This window comes from Methanosarcina sp. WWM596 (genome assembly GCF_000969965.1).
Taxonomy (GTDB): domain Archaea; phylum Halobacteriota; class Methanosarcinia; order Methanosarcinales; family Methanosarcinaceae; genus Methanosarcina.
Map to the genome: position 1 here is coordinate 270,381 of NZ_CP009503.1, position 17,934 is coordinate 288,314.

The 17,934-nt window shown below is 43.6% G+C and carries 20 protein-coding genes and 1 pseudogene; 7 read left to right on the forward strand and 14 right to left on the reverse strand.

Going from position 1 to position 17,934, the window contains the following annotated elements; genetic code table 11:
- Position 1 precedes the first annotated feature (1 nt).
- From MSWHS_RS01245 to MSWHS_RS01255, 3 genes are read left to right on the forward strand one after another with little or no spacing between them, the layout of a single operon-like run.
- Positions 2–811 carry a formylmethanofuran dehydrogenase subunit C gene (locus tag MSWHS_RS01245; protein ID WP_048125349.1) on the forward strand — a complete coding sequence of 270 codons (810 nt, stop codon included), beginning with the start codon at positions 2–4 and terminating at the stop codon, positions 809–811.
- 10 nt (positions 812–821) lie between these two features.
- Positions 822–1,211 (forward strand): molybdopterin dinucleotide binding domain-containing protein, encoded by a 390-nt coding sequence (locus MSWHS_RS01250; RefSeq protein WP_048130149.1) that lies wholly within the window; start codon positions 822–824, stop codon positions 1,209–1,211.
- Positions 1,212–1,213: 2 nt separating this feature from the next.
- On the forward strand, positions 1,214–2,515 hold the full coding sequence (locus MSWHS_RS01255; RefSeq protein ID WP_048125351.1) for a formylmethanofuran dehydrogenase subunit B: 1,302 nt from the start codon (positions 1,214–1,216) through the stop codon (positions 2,513–2,515).
- Between the two features lie 140 nt (positions 2,516–2,655).
- On the opposite strand, the gene MSWHS_RS18740 is transcribed toward MSWHS_RS01255, so the two are convergent.
- Positions 2,656–2,823 carry a Rossmann-like domain-containing protein gene (locus MSWHS_RS18740; protein ID WP_082087991.1) on the reverse strand — a complete coding sequence of 56 codons (168 nt, stop codon included), beginning with the start codon at positions 2,821–2,823 and terminating at the stop codon, positions 2,656–2,658.
- A 227-nt stretch (positions 2,824–3,050) separates the two neighbouring features.
- Between MSWHS_RS18740 and MSWHS_RS01265 the strand changes: the two genes are divergently transcribed.
- Entirely contained in the window at positions 3,051–3,800 is a 750-nt protein-coding gene (locus tag MSWHS_RS01265; RefSeq protein ID WP_048158664.1) for an SIMPL domain-containing protein, read from the forward strand.
- A gap of 247 nt (positions 3,801–4,047) precedes the next feature.
- On the opposite strand, the gene tnpA is transcribed toward MSWHS_RS01265, so the two are convergent.
- Positions 4,048–4,461: an IS200/IS605 family transposase gene (gene tnpA, locus MSWHS_RS01270; protein ID WP_156148120.1), complete on the reverse strand. Its 414-nt coding sequence runs from the start codon at positions 4,459–4,461 to the stop codon at positions 4,048–4,050.
- Between the two features lie 28 nt (positions 4,462–4,489).
- Between tnpA and tnpB the strand changes: the two are divergent.
- Positions 4,490–5,603, forward strand: a pseudogene (gene tnpB / locus MSWHS_RS01275) (IS200/IS605 family element RNA-guided endonuclease TnpB).
- 78 nt (positions 5,604–5,681) lie between these two features.
- Here the strand turns inward: tnpB and MSWHS_RS01280 are convergent.
- Positions 5,682–6,692, reverse strand: coding sequence for a GNAT family N-acetyltransferase (locus MSWHS_RS01280; protein ID WP_048159523.1), 1,011 nt, complete (start codon positions 6,690–6,692; stop codon positions 5,682–5,684).
- 488 nt (positions 6,693–7,180) lie between these two features.
- Here MSWHS_RS01280 and MSWHS_RS01285 point away from each other — a divergent pair, with 488 nt between their 5' ends.
- Entirely contained in the window at positions 7,181–8,200 is a 1,020-nt protein-coding gene (locus tag MSWHS_RS01285) for a hypothetical protein (protein WP_048158665.1), read from the forward strand.
- Positions 8,201–8,498: 298 nt separating this feature from the next.
- Here MSWHS_RS01285 and MSWHS_RS01295 read toward each other — a convergent pair whose 3' ends face one another.
- From MSWHS_RS01295 to MSWHS_RS01345, 11 genes are all read right to left on the reverse strand, one after another.
- Positions 8,499–9,320 carry a Rossmann-like domain-containing protein gene (locus MSWHS_RS01295; protein ID WP_048125362.1) on the reverse strand — a complete coding sequence of 274 codons (822 nt, stop codon included), beginning with the start codon at positions 9,318–9,320 and terminating at the stop codon, positions 8,499–8,501.
- Positions 9,321–9,348: 28 nt separating this feature from the next.
- Positions 9,349–10,140, reverse strand: a complete 792-nt coding sequence (locus MSWHS_RS01300) for a nicotinate-nucleotide pyrophosphorylase (protein ID WP_048125365.1) — start codon at positions 10,138–10,140, stop codon at positions 9,349–9,351.
- A 258-nt stretch (positions 10,141–10,398) separates the two neighbouring features.
- Positions 10,399–11,460 carry an ATP-binding cassette domain-containing protein gene (locus MSWHS_RS01305; RefSeq protein ID WP_048125367.1) on the reverse strand — a complete coding sequence of 354 codons (1,062 nt, stop codon included), beginning with the start codon at positions 11,458–11,460 and terminating at the stop codon, positions 10,399–10,401.
- On the reverse strand, positions 11,457–12,263 hold the full coding sequence (locus MSWHS_RS01310; RefSeq protein ID WP_156148045.1) for an ABC transporter permease: 807 nt from the start codon (positions 12,261–12,263) through the stop codon (positions 11,457–11,459). Before MSWHS_RS01310 ends, MSWHS_RS01305 begins: the two co-directional genes overlap by 4 nt.
- The gene (modA, locus tag MSWHS_RS01315) at positions 12,251–13,069 is read right to left on the reverse strand and encodes a molybdate ABC transporter substrate-binding protein (protein WP_048125369.1); all 819 of its coding nucleotides are present in this window, start codon (positions 13,067–13,069) and stop codon (positions 12,251–12,253) included. Before modA ends, MSWHS_RS01310 begins: the two co-directional genes overlap by 13 nt.
- Before the next feature lie 172 nt (positions 13,070–13,241).
- Positions 13,242–13,883, reverse strand: coding sequence for an NAD(P)H-dependent oxidoreductase (locus tag MSWHS_RS01320; protein ID WP_048125371.1), 642 nt, complete (start codon positions 13,881–13,883; stop codon positions 13,242–13,244).
- A gap of 252 nt (positions 13,884–14,135) precedes the next feature.
- Positions 14,136–14,711, reverse strand: a complete 576-nt coding sequence (locus MSWHS_RS01325; protein WP_048125373.1) for a flavodoxin family protein — start codon at positions 14,709–14,711, stop codon at positions 14,136–14,138.
- 120 nt (positions 14,712–14,831) lie between these two features.
- Positions 14,832–15,122 (reverse strand): putative quinol monooxygenase, encoded by a 291-nt coding sequence (locus MSWHS_RS01330; RefSeq protein ID WP_082087992.1) that lies wholly within the window; start codon positions 15,120–15,122, stop codon positions 14,832–14,834.
- A 64-nt stretch (positions 15,123–15,186) separates the two neighbouring features.
- Entirely contained in the window at positions 15,187–15,711 is a 525-nt protein-coding gene (locus MSWHS_RS01335; RefSeq protein ID WP_048158667.1) for a nitroreductase family protein, read from the reverse strand.
- Positions 15,712–15,813: 102 nt separating this feature from the next.
- Positions 15,814–16,578, reverse strand: a complete 765-nt coding sequence (locus MSWHS_RS01340) for an epoxyqueuosine reductase (protein WP_048158668.1) — start codon at positions 16,576–16,578, stop codon at positions 15,814–15,816.
- 242 nt (positions 16,579–16,820) lie between these two features.
- Positions 16,821–17,378 (reverse strand): flavodoxin family protein, encoded by a 558-nt coding sequence (locus tag MSWHS_RS01345; protein ID WP_048130152.1) that lies wholly within the window; start codon positions 17,376–17,378, stop codon positions 16,821–16,823.
- 159 nt (positions 17,379–17,537) lie between these two features.
- Here MSWHS_RS01345 and MSWHS_RS01350 point away from each other — a divergent pair, with 159 nt between their 5' ends.
- Positions 17,538–17,921: a helix-turn-helix domain-containing protein gene (locus MSWHS_RS01350; protein WP_048158669.1), complete on the forward strand. Its 384-nt coding sequence runs from the start codon at positions 17,538–17,540 to the stop codon at positions 17,919–17,921.
- Positions 17,922–17,934 lie beyond the last annotated feature (13 nt).

Genomic DNA, 17,934 nt, shown 5'->3' on the forward strand with positions numbered 1-17,934 from the left:
GATGTCAGAAGTAATTCTTATTCTTAAGAGAGAGATCGACATTAAACTGGAGGCAGATGCCATAACTCCTGACTCCTTTGCAGGCAAAAATGCTGAAGAAATCGGAAACCTGCTTATCTGGCAGGGGCCAAAGACCTATCCTCTTTCCGACTTTTTCGAAGTGAAAGGCAATGGAGGCAGTTCTGCAGCTGAGACTCTGATCCGCATAAAAGGCGATGTAAAGAGGGTCAAAAGGATCGGAGAAGGTATGAGTGCAGGAAATATTGAAATTGAGGGTTCCACAGGTATGCATGTGGGATCCGGGATGAAAGGAGGCGAGATCCTCGTATCCGGAGATGCGGATTCCTGGGCAGGCATGGAAATGCTTGGCGGGCTCTTGCACATTAAAGGCAACGCTGGAGACCACGTGGGCTGTGCTTACAGAGGCAAGTGGCACGGCATGAAAGGCGGGCGTATCGTGATCGAAGGCTCGGCGCGGCACCAGCTTGGAGGCGGCATGGACGGTGGGGAAATCCTGGTAGAAGGCAATGTTGAAGGCTTCTGCGGGATTCGCCAGAATGGAGGGCTCATCGTTGTGAAAGGCAGAGCTCTTCGCTGCGTTGGCGTTGAAATGGCAGCCGGTACCATAGTTGTCGGGGGAGTAATTGAACGCTTTACTCCGGGTTTCGAATATACAGGTATGGTAGATGGCTTCACCCAGGGTGGGGTTGAGTTATCTGGAAAATTCAAAAAGTTTACCGGGGACTATGCAATCAGCAAGCGGGCAAAAGGAGTGCTCTATGCAGCTGCAGATGCAAATCCGGAACTCTGAGGTGAGAGGTATGGAAGTATTACTCATTACCGGAAGTACGATTGATGAAGGCAGGCTTGCCAAAGGCGGGGACAAGTTAACAGACGATTATATCACGGAATGTGCATCCTGCTGGCTTTCCCCGGTTGATTTCTTGTCACTCTGCTCCCCCGAAAAAGTGAAGGTTACAAGTCGGAATGGGAAGCATTCTGTAGCGGTCTATACGAAATGTACGGATTCTGTCCAGCCAGGGCATGTGTTCATGCCGAGGGCTATCTGGTCCAATGTTATCATCGATCCTGATACCCTTTCTACGGGTTCTCCTCTCTATAAGGGCGCCCCCGTGCAGGTTGAGCCCACAGAAGAAGAGGTTCTGAGCGCCGAAGATGTAGTGCTTAAAGTTTATGTCGGAGGGCAGTGAGTATGATTTACAAAAACATAATCTGTCCTGTCTGCGGGGCGGCCTGCGACGATATCCAGGTTGAATTCGGAGAAGGAAAGATTGAAGCTAAAAATGCATGTAAGATGGGAAACGCCAAGTTTAAGGAGGTTGTAAGTTCCCACAGGCTCAGGCAGCCCCTTATGAAAAATGGAGGGAAACTTACCCCTGCCGCCTGGGACGAAGCCCTTGAAAAAGCTGCCGATATCCTTGTTTCGGCAAAGCGTCCCCTCCTCTTTATGGGCAGTGAGACCTCCTGTGAAGCGCATGAAGTCGGGCTCAAGATCGGAGAATACCTGGGTGCTATTGTTGATTCCAATGCAACAATCTGCCATGGGCCAACAGCCATGGGAATCCAGGAAGCCGGAAAAGTCGGCGCAACCGAAGGGCAGAAGAAAAACAGGGGTGACCTTATAGTCTACTGGGGAACAAACCCTCTTGAATCCATGCCGCGGCAAATGTCCAGGTACGGAGTCTTCCCGCGTGGATACTGGACCAAACGTGGGCGTTTCGACAGGACAATCATCACTGTAGACCCAAGAAAGACTCCAACAACAGAAGCTTCCGATCTGCACGTGCAGCTCAAGCCCAACTCGGACTATGAACTGATAAGTGCCCTTCTTACCCTGCTCCACGGTAAAACTCCTCATCCGTCGGTGGAAGAGGTCACAGGGGTCCCCATCTCAGTGATGGAAGAGATGCTCGATATGATGAAGAACTGCAACTTCGGTGCCATCTCAGTGGGGCTCGGGCTTTCTTCTTCAATCGGAAAGCACAGGAATGCCGAAATTGCCATGAATCTGGTAAAGGAACTGAACAATTATTCCAAGTTCACCCTGGGTGCACTCCGTGGTCACTGCAACGTGGCAGGCTTTAACCAGGTCGCTTCCTACATGTACGGTTACCCCTTCGGGCTTGACTTCATGCGGGGCCACCCGCGCTACAACCCCGGTGAATACACAACCGTGGACGTGTTGCGGGAAAAGGACGTGGACGCAGCTCTTGTAATGTGCGCTGACCTTGTCTGCCACATCCCTGCAGATTGCGCTTCTTACCTCGCTGAAATCCCCATGGTCTGCCTGGACATCGCTCCCTGCCCGACCACAGTTGCCTCGGATGTTGTACTCCCTGGAGTCATCGATGCAATGGAATGCGATGGGACCTTCTACAGGCTAGACGATGTGCCTGTACACTTTGAGCCATTCACAAGCTCTCCCTTCGAGTTCACCCAGAGCAACGAAGATACCTTAAAACAGCTTTTTGCAAAGATTAAAGCAAGGAAGTAATTCTTTTACAGGTTTTTTTCTTTCTGCACCAGGGAAGAAAAGTAATGGAAAAGGGGGCAAATCCCCTTTTATTTTTTGATAAGATACAGTACGGTATTTCATACTTTCCAATCCTACTTTTCTAATATTGTGAGTTTCTTCTAAAAGCAACCATTTCCCCGCAGCATTTGTGCAGCTTTTTTTGTTTCCCCTGCCTCGCTGATAACTATAAGCATGGTCACAGGGACAGTGATCCTGGTGCTCATTACCTCTATAATTCCTTTTTTGAAGAAGGGTTCCGGATAGAAAGGAGCGCTCGGTCCTGGCAGAACAACTTCCCTTGCTTCGCCCTTTCCACAGAGCCCCTTTTTTCATCTTTCACCCCCTTCCTCTTTCCATTACCTTATGTCTATTTTTCCTTCAATACTAGGTGACTGTGATAACTGCGACCGCAGTTGAAGTTTAAGGAATTCTTTAATATGTGCGCATACATCTATTATTTGCTAGAATTGGCTGAATCGCAGTTAACAAAGTATTGAACAAGGAGTATGTGAATATGTCACAGGAAAATAAAAACGATAAATCTTATTACGTTATCATTGCACTATCAATTGTTCTGGTGCTGATGTCAGCAACGATATACGCTATTTCTCAGAGTGGGTCCGAAAAAGATATGGAAAATACTATTTCCATGAGTGGGTATGCTGAACAGAAAATCGTCCCTGACACAGCAACATTGAGCATAGGTGTTGTAGTTCAGTCTGCAACTGCAAAGGAAGCGTCCGATGAAAACGCAGCTCTCATGAGCGCTGTAATAGCAGAACTCAAAGCAATGGGATTGCTGGATAAGGAAATACGGACATCCTATGTTTCTGTGTACCCTATATACAATTATGATAAAGAACAAACAATCACAGGTTACTCTGCATCCAACAGCGTGCAGATCACAACCACGAAGCTCGACAACCTGAGTGAGATCATTGACAGGTCCACAGCCGCCGGAGCTAATGAGATTGGAAGCATTTCCTTCTCAGTATCCGATGATATGCAAAAACAGCTTCGTGAAGACCTGATGAATGAGGCAGTCGCTGATGCATCATCAAAAGCCGCTACGCTTGCTAAGAGCCTGGGGGTTGAGATAACTGGCGTGCAGACCTCATCTGTAAGTGAAAACGGTGGTTCCAGGGTATATTACGATTACGATATGGAAACGGTAGAAAAGGGCTCAGGAGCAGTTTCCACTCCGGTTCAGCCAGGCGAGTCTACCGTTTCAATGTCAGTACAGGTCACATACTACATTGAATAAGAAATTTGGACCAGACAGTTTGAACGCTGAAGTATACAAATGATCAGGGGTTGCAGATAGCGAATGTTGTTTGCAACTTCTCATGTCAATGTATTTTTTATGTATCATCCTTCTATGCATCATCCATCGGTTGACGCCTATGGTCTTCTCTTTTTACTTTTTAAGGAATTTTTTTATTAATACGTTTCTTTATATGAAGAAGCGTAAAACCCCTGAGTCTTTAGCTCAGGGGATATAAGCGTCAACTTCAACCCTGATTCCGTATGTAATATTCTGCCGCCTCTTTACTCACATTTCCGATAGTAGACGCAAAATAACCATCACTCCATAACGTATTCTCACCCCAATAATACTTTTTCAGATATTCTTTTTGAGTTTTCCATAACCTGTTAGTATATTCTTGTTTCAATTTTCTGACAATTGACAAAACGCTAACTTTCGGCTCACTCTTGATCAAGAAATGAATATGGTCTTTGTCAGTTTCCATTTCAAGGATTTCAAAGTTAGACTCTTTTGAAATGTCACTCATAATCTGTTTGAGTTCTTCGCTAATTGGTTCAAGTATGACTTTTCGGTATTTGCAAACAAAAATAACATGATACATTAACAAAAATTTGCTATGGTTCCGTGTTTCATACTTCGTATTTACCAAAAAGTATATATGTTGTTAAAGCATATAATACCTTTGTATGATGCAAGCGTTCAAATTTAGACTCTATCCTACAACTACACAAGCTATTCAATTGAATCAGCATATAGGTAGCTGTAGATTTGTCTATAATTGGGCACTTGACCAGAAAATTAAAACTTATGAGCAGACAGGGGAATCAATTTCCAGATTTGACTTAAACAAATTAATTCCTACTCTAAAGGTTTCTAATGAGTGGTTAGGAGAAGTTAACTCTCAATCATTACAGGGGATGACTAAGCAGGTTGAATCCGCTTTCACTAGATTCTTTAGAGAGAAAACAGGGTTTCCAAAGTTCAAATCAAAAAAGAAATCCGATACAGTCTTTCCCTGTACCTCAACACTACACTGTAAACTTTGAAAATAATACTATCAAGCTTCCTAAAATAGAACCAATTAAAGCAGTTCTTCACAGGAAGTTTGAAGGAGAGCCTAAAACGGCTACGGTATCAAGGACATGTAAAGGACATTACTACATCAGTATCCTTGTTGAAGATGGAAAAGAACTTCCAGTAAAGGGAGCTTTCACAGAATCAACAACAGTAGGAATTGATGTAGGTATCAAAGACTTTGCTGTCCTTTCAACAGGAGAAAAGGTTGAGAATCCAAAGTACTTGAAAAACTCTCTTAAAAGGCTCAAAGTATTACAGAAAAGAGTCTCAAGGAAACAGAAAGGCTCTAAGAACAGGGCAAAAGCTAAACGAAGACTTGCTGTACTCCATGACAAAATAACAAATCAGAGAAATGACTTCCAGAACAAACTCTCTTTTAGACTTGTTAGCGAAAACCAAGCTGTAGCTCTGGAAACTCTAAATGTTAAAGGCATGGTTAAGAATCATCACTTAGCACAGGCTATAAGTGATTCTGCGTGGAGTAGTTTTGTAACAAAGTTGGAATATAAGGCTCAATGGTTTGGAAAAACCGTCCTGAGAATAGGACAATTTGAACCCTCTTCTAAGCTATGTAGTGTGTGTGGATACCACAATAAAGAGCTTCAGCTAAAAGACAGAGAATGGATTTGTCCAGACTGTAAAACCAAACACCATAGAGACATTAATGCCGCTATCAATATCAAAAAATTCGCTCTCATAGATCAGAATCTAATTGGATTATGACACCGTAGGGACTACGGGGATGAGCTTGGGGACTTGCCCTCAATAGAGGGAGGAATGAACCAAGAAGCCACTCAGTCTTTAGCAGAGTGGTAGTTCACGAGTGGTTTTGTATAGAGTTTTCGCGATTGAATATTTTTTACTCTCCAGGGTCACACTATAGTATGGAATCAGCTCAGGAGAAAAGCCCATAATAAAATCCACAAATGCAGGAATATTTGCTGCCATTACGTTCATGTATTTGAAGTCTCGGGAGTTCAGGTCAAGAAATTCATTATAATACAGATGAGCAATTGGGCCCAGATGAGCAAAATCAGGGTTCAGGGCTGCGGTCCAGATTACAGCACATTTCTTTCCGTACAGGTTTAAGTGAGCTGCAACAGCTTCACCCTCGGGAGTCTCTGAGACAAACATGTATCCAATGTTTTTTTCCTGAAATAGCTTAAATACTCTTTCATAAAACTCCTCTGGAAGAGGAGGTTCCAGTTTCTGTTTCTCATAGGCAAGTGAAAGCAGACGGTAATATGTTTCAGGGTCATTCAATGCCCTGGTTTTAAGTCCTGCCTCAGTTGCAGTTTTAAGTTCCATCTGTCTTTCCCTTGAAAGATTGCTGTCTATGTTTTCTTTCAGATACAGGTAATGGGTGTAATGCACGGCGGAATCCCATCCATTCCACGTAAACGGCCTTATATCCTCAAAACCTGGAGCGAACGTTAGATGAATGCTGTCAAATCCCTGCTTACAGAGAAATTCCCTTAGGGGATTGAGGATTTCGTGAGTTTCCTGCATGCGTTTGCTAGCTTTCGTGCTGGCACTCTCTTTTATAAGAGGTCCACTGTAGCTGGTCATTCTACAGGTTGAAGTTGCCACTTTCAATATTCCCCTGATATTTTTTACAAAAAGGGGGCATCCTCCCACAAGCTCGCCGTTTCTGAAACAGCCGTAGATTTTTAGATCTTTTGACAGGACATCCCTGCAAATTTCAAGCCAGTCACTGGTATGAAAGAGTGTACCTGGTTGAGCTTCTTCTACAAGTAGATCCCATTCTTTGTACTCAGATGGTAATAATTCTCTGACTTCAATTCCTTCCATTTTAAGCTCCATGCAAACAGATAATTATTTTCCCCAAAACAACTCAAAACTGTAAAAAGGCACTAAATTGTTTTTTATATTCGTGGCTATATATAAATTTCTTTGCCGGTTAAACCTTCTTCAAATCTATTTTTTAATGTTCATATTTTCCTGTTTTGTTTTTCTCTCTGTTTCTAAATATGAATTTCCTCCTAATTTATTATAAATTTGAATCAATATGGTTGCAAAAAAATTATGTAGCTTTTGAGTCATAGTTTCCCGTTTTAAGCGAATATGTATACATATTAGAAAATTTATAAAATGTCTTATGCTCTGCTAGTGTATTCTGTAAAAAAAATTGTGCAGTTGAGTTCTAAAGCAAGTAGCATAGAACATCAAGCTACCTGAATATTTCTTTTTTCACAAACTCGCAAATGTTTGATTTTGAGATTAATTCCAAACAATAGTAGTAGTTAGAACTCTAAAATAACTAATAAGGTCTGATTATAGTGCTCAAAAGAAGGAACATTGGAAAATGGCTGATACTTATCATTTCTGTTTCTATTTTTCTATGCGTTTCTGCAAGTGCAGATGATAGCGAACTGAATTATTCTGAATATAATGAAATCTCTGCTTCCATACAGGGATTTGCAAATGATCCCTCTTTCATAGCCTATAGGGGAACCATACCGGAAACAATTGATCAGGAGTGGAAAAATTCAATTGTAGACTGCTGGCTAAATCTTAACCGAATAGGTCCGTCATATTCCGAATTTGACCGCTCAATAAGCAGCGTTGCCGCCAGTGATGTAATAATAATCGAACTGGGCTCTGCCTATAAAGAAGAAGTAAATGACTCAAGAATTGACGGGATATATCAGAAAATTGAGGATTATTGTCAAGAGCAGGAGGGAATAAGTGAGATCCCCGTTGTCTTTATGTGGGCGCAGGACGAGGAGGCTCTCCCATTACCGGATTATGGTCCTCATGTTTTTGGAGAAGTTAAACATGAATCCGGGTTCATAGCTACTCGAGGAACAATGCCTGTAATTACTGATGCCAGTGAAAAAGTGGAATGGACAGATTCACTTGTTCAGTGTAGTCGGTCACTCTGTAATCCTTATAATACTGATACAGGAATTATGCCGTATTTTGTCGAATTCGGCGGCCCTGTGAACAGTTTTGGAACTAACATCAATGGATATTTACTAGTAGGTTTCCAGGGATACAGTTCCGAAAAAGTAAATGAATCACTAATTGATGAAATATATCAAGTAATAGATGTCCGCTGCGAACAGGAAGGCGTAAGCGACGCACCAGTCGTTTTTGAGTTTATAGGATATATAACAGAAGCTGAAGAACTTTTACCAGAAGATGAGATCCCAAATGTGAATGAAAGTGATGACGCCAACTTATCAGGTAATGAAGAAGAGACTGCTGTTAATGAGACAACCAATCAGATGCCTGGCTTTACTTCAATAATGGCCATCTTAGGGCTTTTATTGCTTTTGATCGTCAAGCGTTCATAACTGCTTATTTCAGCCCAATACTCTACAATTTACTACAGGGGTGGGGGAAAAGAAATCAGGGGTCAGGAAATGAGGAAAGGGATTAAGATGATAAGATCGGAAGCGGTTAAATCTTCGAATCTGTTGTTGTTCGTTTTTTCTGTCGTTTTTCGTTTTCAATTTCTTTCTGGTTCATCTTTTTCATTTATTTTTGGAAAAGGCCGGCTTCCTTCGTCAGCCGGTGAGAGCATGGGGATTAAGAATCAATATATACAAACCTTCTCAGGGTTCTATTTTGAGTCCTAAAACGGCTATCTCATTACTTTCTTCTAAACGCAACCTTCTCTCCGCAATACTTGTGAAGTTTTTTCGTTCCTCCTGCTTCGCTGACAATGGTAAGCATGGTCTCAGGGATAGTGATCCGGGTGCCCATTACTGCTGTAATTCCTCGTTTGAAGAAGGGTTCCGGGTAGAGAGGAGCACTTGGGCCGAGCAGGATTACTTCCCTTGCTGCACCCCGGAGGGAAAGAAGTTCGTCAAAGGTCCTGTTTGCGAGAGTACTTGCACTGAGGATGATCACATCCGATGAGGGGAGGATCTCTCTGGCTTTTTCCGAAGGGAGGGTCCTGGTTTGAGGGGATTCGATTTCACGTTTTTCGAGGACCGTGAGTTTCTCGGTTATTTTCATGATTCTCGGGACGAGTGGGCCGAAATAGCCAATCATTGCAACCCTGTCTCCGGGCTTTATGAGGTCCAGGATGTCCGAGCTGGAACGCTGGAATTTTTCGGGTTCCAGGTCATGGAGCATATGGGAAAGTGCATTTATGGTTGCCACTCCTACTGCTGCTTTAAGGGGGTTTTCTGACAGGGCAAGTTCAAGTATTTTATTCGCAGTTTTACCTTGCAGGGTATCTACAAAACCCAGAGCAGGGCAGCAGGAAAACTCGTTGAGGGGAGTGCAGGCAACACCTCCGTAGTTTTCGGAAAGCAGGACTCCGGTATAGGCCAGCCCTATCCTGACATCCTTTACTTCGATTTCTTCAAGGGCTGGTCCCAGGTCTTTTTTGAGCGCACTTACGAGGGAGGACAGGATTCCAGTTTCTTTTTCTCCTTCCTCGTTCGTTTTTTTCATTTCTATCATTTCTCCCTCCTTTTTTCTTCTCTTTTTCTTATGTCCTTTCGATCTTCGTTGTAAAGTCAAGGGGATTTGCGTAATAGGGAGCGCTTATAACGATAATATCAACAAGAGGGGCGTATTCAGGAATCATTTTTGCCTTGATACCTCCCACTGCAAGTTCGAGTTTAGGGTTTAATTTCTTAAGTTCGGGTCCGAGTTCCCGCAATTCCTCTGGAGAAAGGTGGTCAAGGAGCATGATATCCGACATTTCGACATATTTGAATGCTTCTTCTCTTGACCTGGGCTCGATTTCTATTTTCTTCATAGCCCTGAGCTCTCCCAGTTCTCCGGCAACTTCCAGGTGGTTCTGGCTGAGCTGGATGGAATCACTGAGGGAGTTCCTGTGAATGTCTCCTCCGCCTGCTCGAACGGCTTTGAGCTCAAATATCCGGGACCCGGGATGGGTCTTTCGGCTTGTTGCAATTATAAGATCAGGGTTTGCTTTTCTGGCTGCGCTTACGAACGAAGAGGTTTTGCCTGCTATGGCACACATGATGGAAAGGAAAGTCTGAGAAACCCTCCACAATTTGAAAAGGGTTTTAAGGTCTCCTTTGGCTTCAAATATGCTGTCCTGAGGTTCAAATTTTTCTCCATCTCTGAGGTATTTCAGGACTATAAGGCCCTTTTTTTCATAATATTTGGCCAAGTCCTCGGCACAGGCGCAGACTCCGGCTTCCCTGGTTCGGATCCTGAGTGTTCCTTTTCCTTCAAGCCTGAGCAGTTCTGCACTTTCATCCTGGTAGGGGCAGTCTTCGTAAAAGTAAAGGTCAAAAAGGTCTATCATGCTTTGCCTCAAAAATTTTTATTTTTATGTTGATATTTCTTTTTCTTTACGTTTTTCTTAACATTTTTCCTGACATTTTTCTTTACGTTTTTCTTAACATTTTTCCTGACATTTTTTTTACGTTTTTCCTGACGTTTTCCCTTATATTTTTCCTGACATTTTTCTTGATGTTTTCCTTGATGCTGGTTTTTTCATATCCCTTTCTTTGTTCCCGATCAATGTTCATTTTGAATGCTTTTAGTTTATCTTCGATCGTGTTTACCTTATTATCTTGGCATTTGAAGCTTTAAACACGGAATAGATTTCCCTGCCCGGTTCGAGCCCGAGTATTTCACATGAAGTCGGCGTAATCACGGCTTTAATTCCAGCATTTCCCATCTTCATTTCGACCACGACAAGGTGTTCTTTTTTGAAAATTCCCGAAACTCTTCCTTTCAAAATGTTCCGGGCCGAACTTTCCACAGTCTCTCTGGCAAGAATGATCTCTTCCGGGCGGATGGAGACAGTGACCTCTTCTCCGGGCTCTGCGGGGTCTGCAGAATAGATTTCCAGACCCTCGGCTTCAACTACTGCGAGTTTTCCTTTAAGAGCCTTTACTTTTCCTTTCAGCACATTGGTGCCCAGAAACTCGGCCACGAAATCCGGAGAAGGCCGCTTGAAGACAGATTCTGGGTCTCCTGCCTGCATAACTTCCCCTTTTCTTATGACAACCACCCGGTTTGCCAGGGCCCAGACGTCTTCAAAATCATGGGTCACATGCAGGACAGTGGTGCTGTAGTCCGCAATTGCCTTTTTCAGCATCTCCCTTAACTTTTCCCGTGTTCTTGTATCAAGGGCGCTGAAGGGTTCGTCAAGAAGGAGCAGCTTTGGTCTGGCAACAAGGCTTCTTGCAAGGGCTGCCCTTTGCTTTTCTCCTCCGCTAAGGGTAGTTGGTTTTCTGTGCAGGAGTTCGCTTATCCCGAGGACTTCAGCAACCTTCTTTACTTCGGCTTCTATCTGCTTTTTGTCCCGTACCTTTTTCCTGAGGGCATATGCTATGTTTTCGAAAACGTTCATGTGGGGAAAAAGCATGTGGTCCTGGTACACTATGCTGATATGCCTCATGTCGGGAGGAAGGTCAGTAATATCTTTTCCTTCCAGGATAATCCGACCTTTTTCGGGTCCGTAAAAGCCTATTACGGTTTCAAGGATCAGGGACTTTCCGCTGCCGGAGGGGCCTATTAGCGCCAGATAGTCCCCTTTTTCGGCTTTGAGTCCTATTCCGCTGAGTTCGAAACCCCCAACGTCAAGGCAGAGGTCTCTGATCTCAAGGAAACTCACATCTTACCTCCTTCGAACCTCTCGAAACTAAGGATTGCAAGAAAAGCAATTCCCATCAACAAAATTCCGCTTGTGATTGCCATTTCCAGGTTCCCGTAGGAGATGTTCAGGTAAAGGGTCACAGGCAGGACTTCGGTATGCATGTAAGAGCCTCCTGCAAGCACCAGGACGGCTCCAAAAGCCCCAATGCACCTGGCAAAGGTAATAACGCTCGAAGCAAAGAGCCCGCTCCTTGCCATCGGGAGGGTCACATGCCTGAAAGTTTCGAATTCCCCATACCCAAAACTCCTTGAGACCTGTTCGTACCGCGGGTTGATGTCTTCAAAAGTGGAGTAGATAACCCTTACAGCATAAGGAAATGCGACAAAAAATTGGGCGACCACTATTCCTAACTTGCTAAATATCACCTTTATTCCTGCCATCTCAAGGTAAGGTCCGAGAAACCCGTGTCCGAAAAGAAGCAGGAGGGCAAGGCCCATGACCAGTTCAGGAAACGCCATAGGAAGCCCGAGTACTGCCTTTACAATACTTTTTCCCGGAAAAGAATAACGGGAAAGGGCATAAGCTGTTGGGATTGAACAGCACATGACAGAAAGTGTCGAAGCTGATGAGGTAAGCATGGAAAGTTTCATGGAATAGGCCATCTCTTCTGAAAGCAGAGCTGAGATGATTTCCGAGGGTTTAAGGACGAAGAGCAGAACCCCTATGGATGAAAAAAGCAAAAAAGTAAAGAAGAAGGCAATGCCTACGGTGAGGTTCCTGAACCAGGAGTTGTTCATTCCCGGGGATCTTAAGAATTGCATGGCTCAAAGCCCCATTTTTCCCAGGTCTTTTCTGCCTCTTCTCCAGCAATGTAAGTGTTGAAAGCCTCTGCCAGTTCAGTATCTTCGGTATATACGGAAACTGCTGTTGGTATGGTTTTTACTTTATTCTGTTCTTCGGGAATCTGGATAATTTCGAGTTTTCCGTTGGCTTCACTCCAGCTTGCCATGTCCTCCCAGATAATTGTTGCATCCACTTCTTCGGATACAACGTAGATGAGAAGCTGATTTACGGTCGCAGTTTTGACAATTGTGTTATTCTCAACTTCGGGAAGTATGCCTGCCTTTTCACAGATTGCTTCCGAGACTCTGCCTATTGCAGGTCCGTTGGGGTCTCCGAGAGCCAGTTTTACTCCGGGTTTTCCAAGGTCTTCAAGCCCGCTTATGTTTGCCGGGTTTTTATCAGGAACTGCAATTACCGGAATATGCAGGGTCAGGTTTGTCACACTGTCATTGAAAACATAATTCCTGTCCATAGCCTGTTTGGTGTAGTAGTAATCTCCGGGAATAAAAACATCACACTCTTTTGAGGTCAGAATTCCGAATATTTCGGCACTTCCTCCGTAGCGCACCTCAACATCTGCCCCGGTCTCGTTTTCAAAATTCCCGATCAACTCGGTCATGGGTTTTATCAGCCCGGCTCCGGAACAAACCGTGATTTGTCTTCCCTCAAACTCTTTTCCCTGGTTTTCCAAAACAGGTGTAGATGCTCCTTTTTCAGCACACCCGGAACCAGCCAGGGCTATTGCCAGTATCATAATAATTATGAATGCGCAGACTTTTTTCATTCAAATACCTCTTCGGATGGAAGTTCAATGATATGTCTGAACACACATAACGGTTAATATAGTTTTTTATAATAATATTCCGTGCAAATATTATATAAAAGTATTGTGAGGTTCAGGCTGCCCACCAGGCCCGAATTCTCAAAAATCGAAATGAAGGCGTTTTCCTCTATATTTAAAGTTCAAATATTCTATTTCTATATCTCTTGAGTTCTTCAGCCCCCTTTTCCTTTGAAAGGCTGCTCACCTCGTAGATAATATGGGATGGCAGTACCTTCATCCCCATATACTCAAAAACGCAGTGAGTGACGGATTCAAGGTGCCTGTTAAGGTCCCCGTGTTCCCCTCCATCGGAGTACCATTCCTGCGAAGCCCCTGTAGTGGTGGCAATCATTGCAGCTTTTCCTTTCAGGAGCCCGGTTTCGTAGGCGCTGTTTGTGATAGGGTTGAATCCAAAGCCCGGAGCCAGGACCCTGTCTATCCAGCCTTTCATTATCGCGGGCATGGACGTGAAGTATATCGGGAACTGAAAGATGAGGAGGTCTGCCCACTTTACTTTTTCCATCTCCTCTTTTATGTCAGGTGCAAAAGCTCCGGTTTTCGAGGCATGGATTGCTTCAAGGAATGGCTTGAAAACATCCGGCTTTTTTCGTTCTGTGAAGTCCCCTGCATTGAGCACAGGATTGAAGCTCATTGCGTAAAGGTCTGACAGTCTTACTTCGTTGCCTTTTTCTTTCAGGGCAGCGAGAGCTGTGTCTTTCAGGGCGGCATTGAAGGATGTTGGCTCAGGGTGTGCGTAAATATAAAGAATTTTCATTTTATTCCCCCTAATTCTATTCATGAAATTCGTTTCCCTGAATAAATAAGTAAGGCTGCCTCTTTCTTTGAGGCAAAAAAGGTTGTTTCCTGGTATGTAGTGATATTATTATATTCTGAATTTTTCAGGGAGTGCTATAAATTATACCTTCAACTAAATATTACACATTAGCCAGGTTTTCTATCGCAAGCAAACCGCATAGCGGGCCTTAGAACCTTCAACTAAATATTACACATTAGCCAGGAGTAAAAGTTACGCATTGAGTTTTTTCAAAAGCCATGCCATATTCTGTCCCAGAACCTGCATGGTCCGGATGCCCTCTTCGTCTTTTTCGACATCCCCTTCAGCAAGTCCTATCCCTATGTTCCAGTAATTGGATCCTGGAATTATCATCTGGGAAATCGTAAAGAAGTGGTTGATAGAATCGAAAGCATGGACAGCTCCAGCTCTCCTGACTGCCACTACAGCTGCTCCTACTTTCCGCTTGAAAATTTCGCCATTGGCTATGGCAACAAACCCTGCCCTATCTATAAGGGCTTTGAGTTCAGGTGTCAGGTCTGCGAAATATGTGGGTGAGGCAAGGATTATGCCGTCGGCTTCAAACATTTTTTCAATGCAGTCATTGACGATGTCTTTGTCAATTACACACTTTCGGTCTTTGTTTTCAAAGCATTTTGTACAGGCTGTACAGCCGTGGATACTTTTTCCCCCTACCTGCACTGTCTCGGTTTCGATCCCTTCTTTTTCAAGCTCTTCAAGGACGTGCTTTATGAGAAAGGCTGTATTGCCTTCCTTCCGTGGGCTTCCGTTAAATGCGACGACTTTCATTGTTTATATCCCCCGATTAATTTCCGCATTTATATCTTATATGTTTGATGGAACTCCTTCAAAAAACGAATGGGAGTCGAATTTGAGGAATTTTATGATTTTGCCGTCAAATTAGATAAATCACAGCTTTTTTTTGTATATGTCAATTTCAGTTTCTTTTTCAAGATATTCTGAAAGTAAAGGAAATATTTCTTTGAAATGATTGGAGTTTAAGTGTTCGTCCAGGCTGTTTTTATCTTTCCATTCTTCTAATATCGTCAGGATTCCTGGATTTTCTAATTCCTGATACAACCCATATTCTATGCAGCCTTCTTCTTTTAATGATTCTTCAACAAGGTTTTTACACAAATCCATATATTCTTGAATTTTATCAGGTTTGACCTGGTTTTTTGCAACAACTCTTATCGTCAATAAAATCACCAGCTTGTAAAGAGTCTTGATTCTTTCAGTTCTTGATTCTGCCAGTATTACAGCATCATTCTTTCTTCTGACCGTACCTGTTGTGGTAAACTTTCTCTTCCCTGTACCGGTCCTGAGGTTCTGGTTTTTGAGCCGGATAGCCGATAGGTACAAGTCCAAGAGGAAATACGTGATCAGGCAGTCCAAAAGCTTTCCGGAAGCCTTTAACCTTATCTGTCATGGGAAAAATCCCTGTCCAGACCGCTCCAAGCCCAAAATCGTGAGCTGCGAGCAGGAGGTTTTGAATGGCTGCCGAACAGTCCTGAACCCAGTACCCGGGGGCTTTTTCCTGAGTCGTATCCCCGCAGACCAGGATTGCAAGAGGAGCTTCCCTGCACATGCTTGCATAGGGGCTGTATGTGGGAATTTCATCCAGGAGTTTCCGGTCATCAATAACAATAAAGACCCAGGGCTGGGCATTAACTGCGGATGGAGCACTCATTGCTGCTCTCAATAGTTTGGTTACCAGCTCTCCCGGAACTGGCCTGTCAGTGTATTTTCTAATACTTCGGCGAGTGTGGATTGCTTCAAGAGTTTCCATATTCAGACTCCTTATTTATTCCTGAGAGATCCGGATGAGAAAATGCTTCTGCAGTTTTCTCTCCCTCTGTTTTACTGTTTTTGCCCGTTTTATCTCAGCTAATTACGGATTTTTTCCGCCATAAGACCTGACATGCTCCCAGGCTTTATGATGGCTGGCAAAAAGATCTCTATCCACATATATTGCATTGTCCTCCCTTTTATATCGCACTCTGTCGTTTCCTACAGGGCAGACCTTAATACATATTCCACACGGTGAGATGTAACGCTTGTTTAATTCAGCACTATATGAGGAACAGGCTTTCCTGTCTGTCAGTCCGCTGGGGTAATCTTCCTTATTCAGAGCATTTGCCGGGCACATTTTTACACAACGCATACATCGGGTGCAAAGCTGAGTCTTCAGCATTGGATCTGGAGGAAGTTCAGCCGTGGACAGAATTGAACCGAAACGGACTCTGGGGCCATAATCCGGTGTAAGGATCGTATTATTTACTCCAAAGGTCCCCAGACCCGCGAGAAAAGCAGCATGCCTGTGAGAAAAGAATGCAATGGGATTTTCCAGGAGTACCTGAATGTTTCCGTACCCGTCTCTCGGTACAAAAACAGATGGATATCCTTTATTGGTCAGGAAATTGGCAAGCCGATACGTATATTGATCCAGCAAGGTATTTACAGTATTGTACAGTTCGCGGTAATATATCGAGGGGGATGTCTCCAGCACCGGCAGAGGGATCGGCAATCCAATAACTATCACTGATTTTGCTTCTGGATATATGGAATGGGGATAGAATTCTTCAGGCACCCACGGCAAAAAAGGAGGGTTATTCCATCTTTCAATACTGGCAACCCCTACCATGGGTATATCCATGCTTTCGCATTTTTGCAGGAGAGCCTTTTTCAGATCTTCAGTCGTAGGTTCATCCCTTCTTTATAATTTTTTATTGCTACAGGGAGCCTGTTTTTTCTATTAATTCGAATATTTCATTCGCTAATATGTCAAGAAATTAATAAGTCCGGTGTTTCTGACAATTGGAAAGAAGGCGCGAACATCCCCCATTGTTTGTAGTGGGGGTGTTAGCGCAACTTTAATTTTTTTTCTTTAATGCCTGTTTACTTTAACAGGTTTAAACCTGCGGTTTTCGCTTTCTCCATAAGTCCGGAATCGTCTTTTACCTCTCCGGGGGCGTGGTATCCTACTCCTACTATCGTATCCTTTACCTCCATGCCCATGAAGTTTGAGATCTGTCCTGCGAACTCAGCATAGACCCCTTTGAAAGCGGCTGGGTCAGGCATTCCCTGAGTTCCTACTATCACAGCCTTTTTCCCTGCAGGGATGCGAGAGGAAAAGTCTGCGTTTATGAGGGAATAGCAGCGGTCAAGGAAAATCCTCATCTGGCCTGTAAATTGGCCAAAGTAAATTGGAGAGCCAAATACAACGCCATCAGCTGCTGCAAGTTCATCGAATAATTCCATAAGGTCGTCTTCAAGCTTGCACTTATCATGGCTCTTGCAGTAGTTGCAGCCCTGGCAGCCTTTGTAGTTCATCTCATTGAGGAAGAAGTTCCGGGTCTCAGCTCCAGCTTCTGCTGCGCCTTCAAGGGCCTGCTGGACAAGGATATTCGTGTTTCCGTTCTTTCGGGGACTTCCAACTATACCTATAACTTTCATTTTGACACCTTTCATCTGTTAATTTGAGCCTTTTTTAACAAAATAGAGTCTTTTCTGGCAGTAACGTGCATTTGCCAATATTTAATCTACAATAACTATATTTATATGCCATATATGCAATTCGGATACTTAGTAATAAAAAGGATAGTATGAAAGTTTATGGTAAACGAGGCACAAAATAATAAACACTATCATTGCCCTGTTGAAGTGACTCTGGACGTAATAGGTGGTAAATGGAAACCCTTAATCCTCTGGCAATTGCGAGCGGAGAAACTGCGATTTTCAGGGCTCAAGCGAAGCATGCAGGGGATTTCTCCCAAAATGCTCACAAAACAGCTTAGGGAACTCGAAGGAGATGGGCTTGTCCTCAGGGAGGCTTATCCTGAAATCCCGTCCCGGGTTGAATACTCTCTGACTGAATTTGGAAAAACCGTGCTTCCGGTTCTGGATGCTCTATTTGAATGGGGAAATGGGTACCTTGAAAGGGAGTACATTCTTGATAAAAATGAGGAAGTAAAAACCGCTGATGGGATTTCACATTAACTGTTTTTTCAGT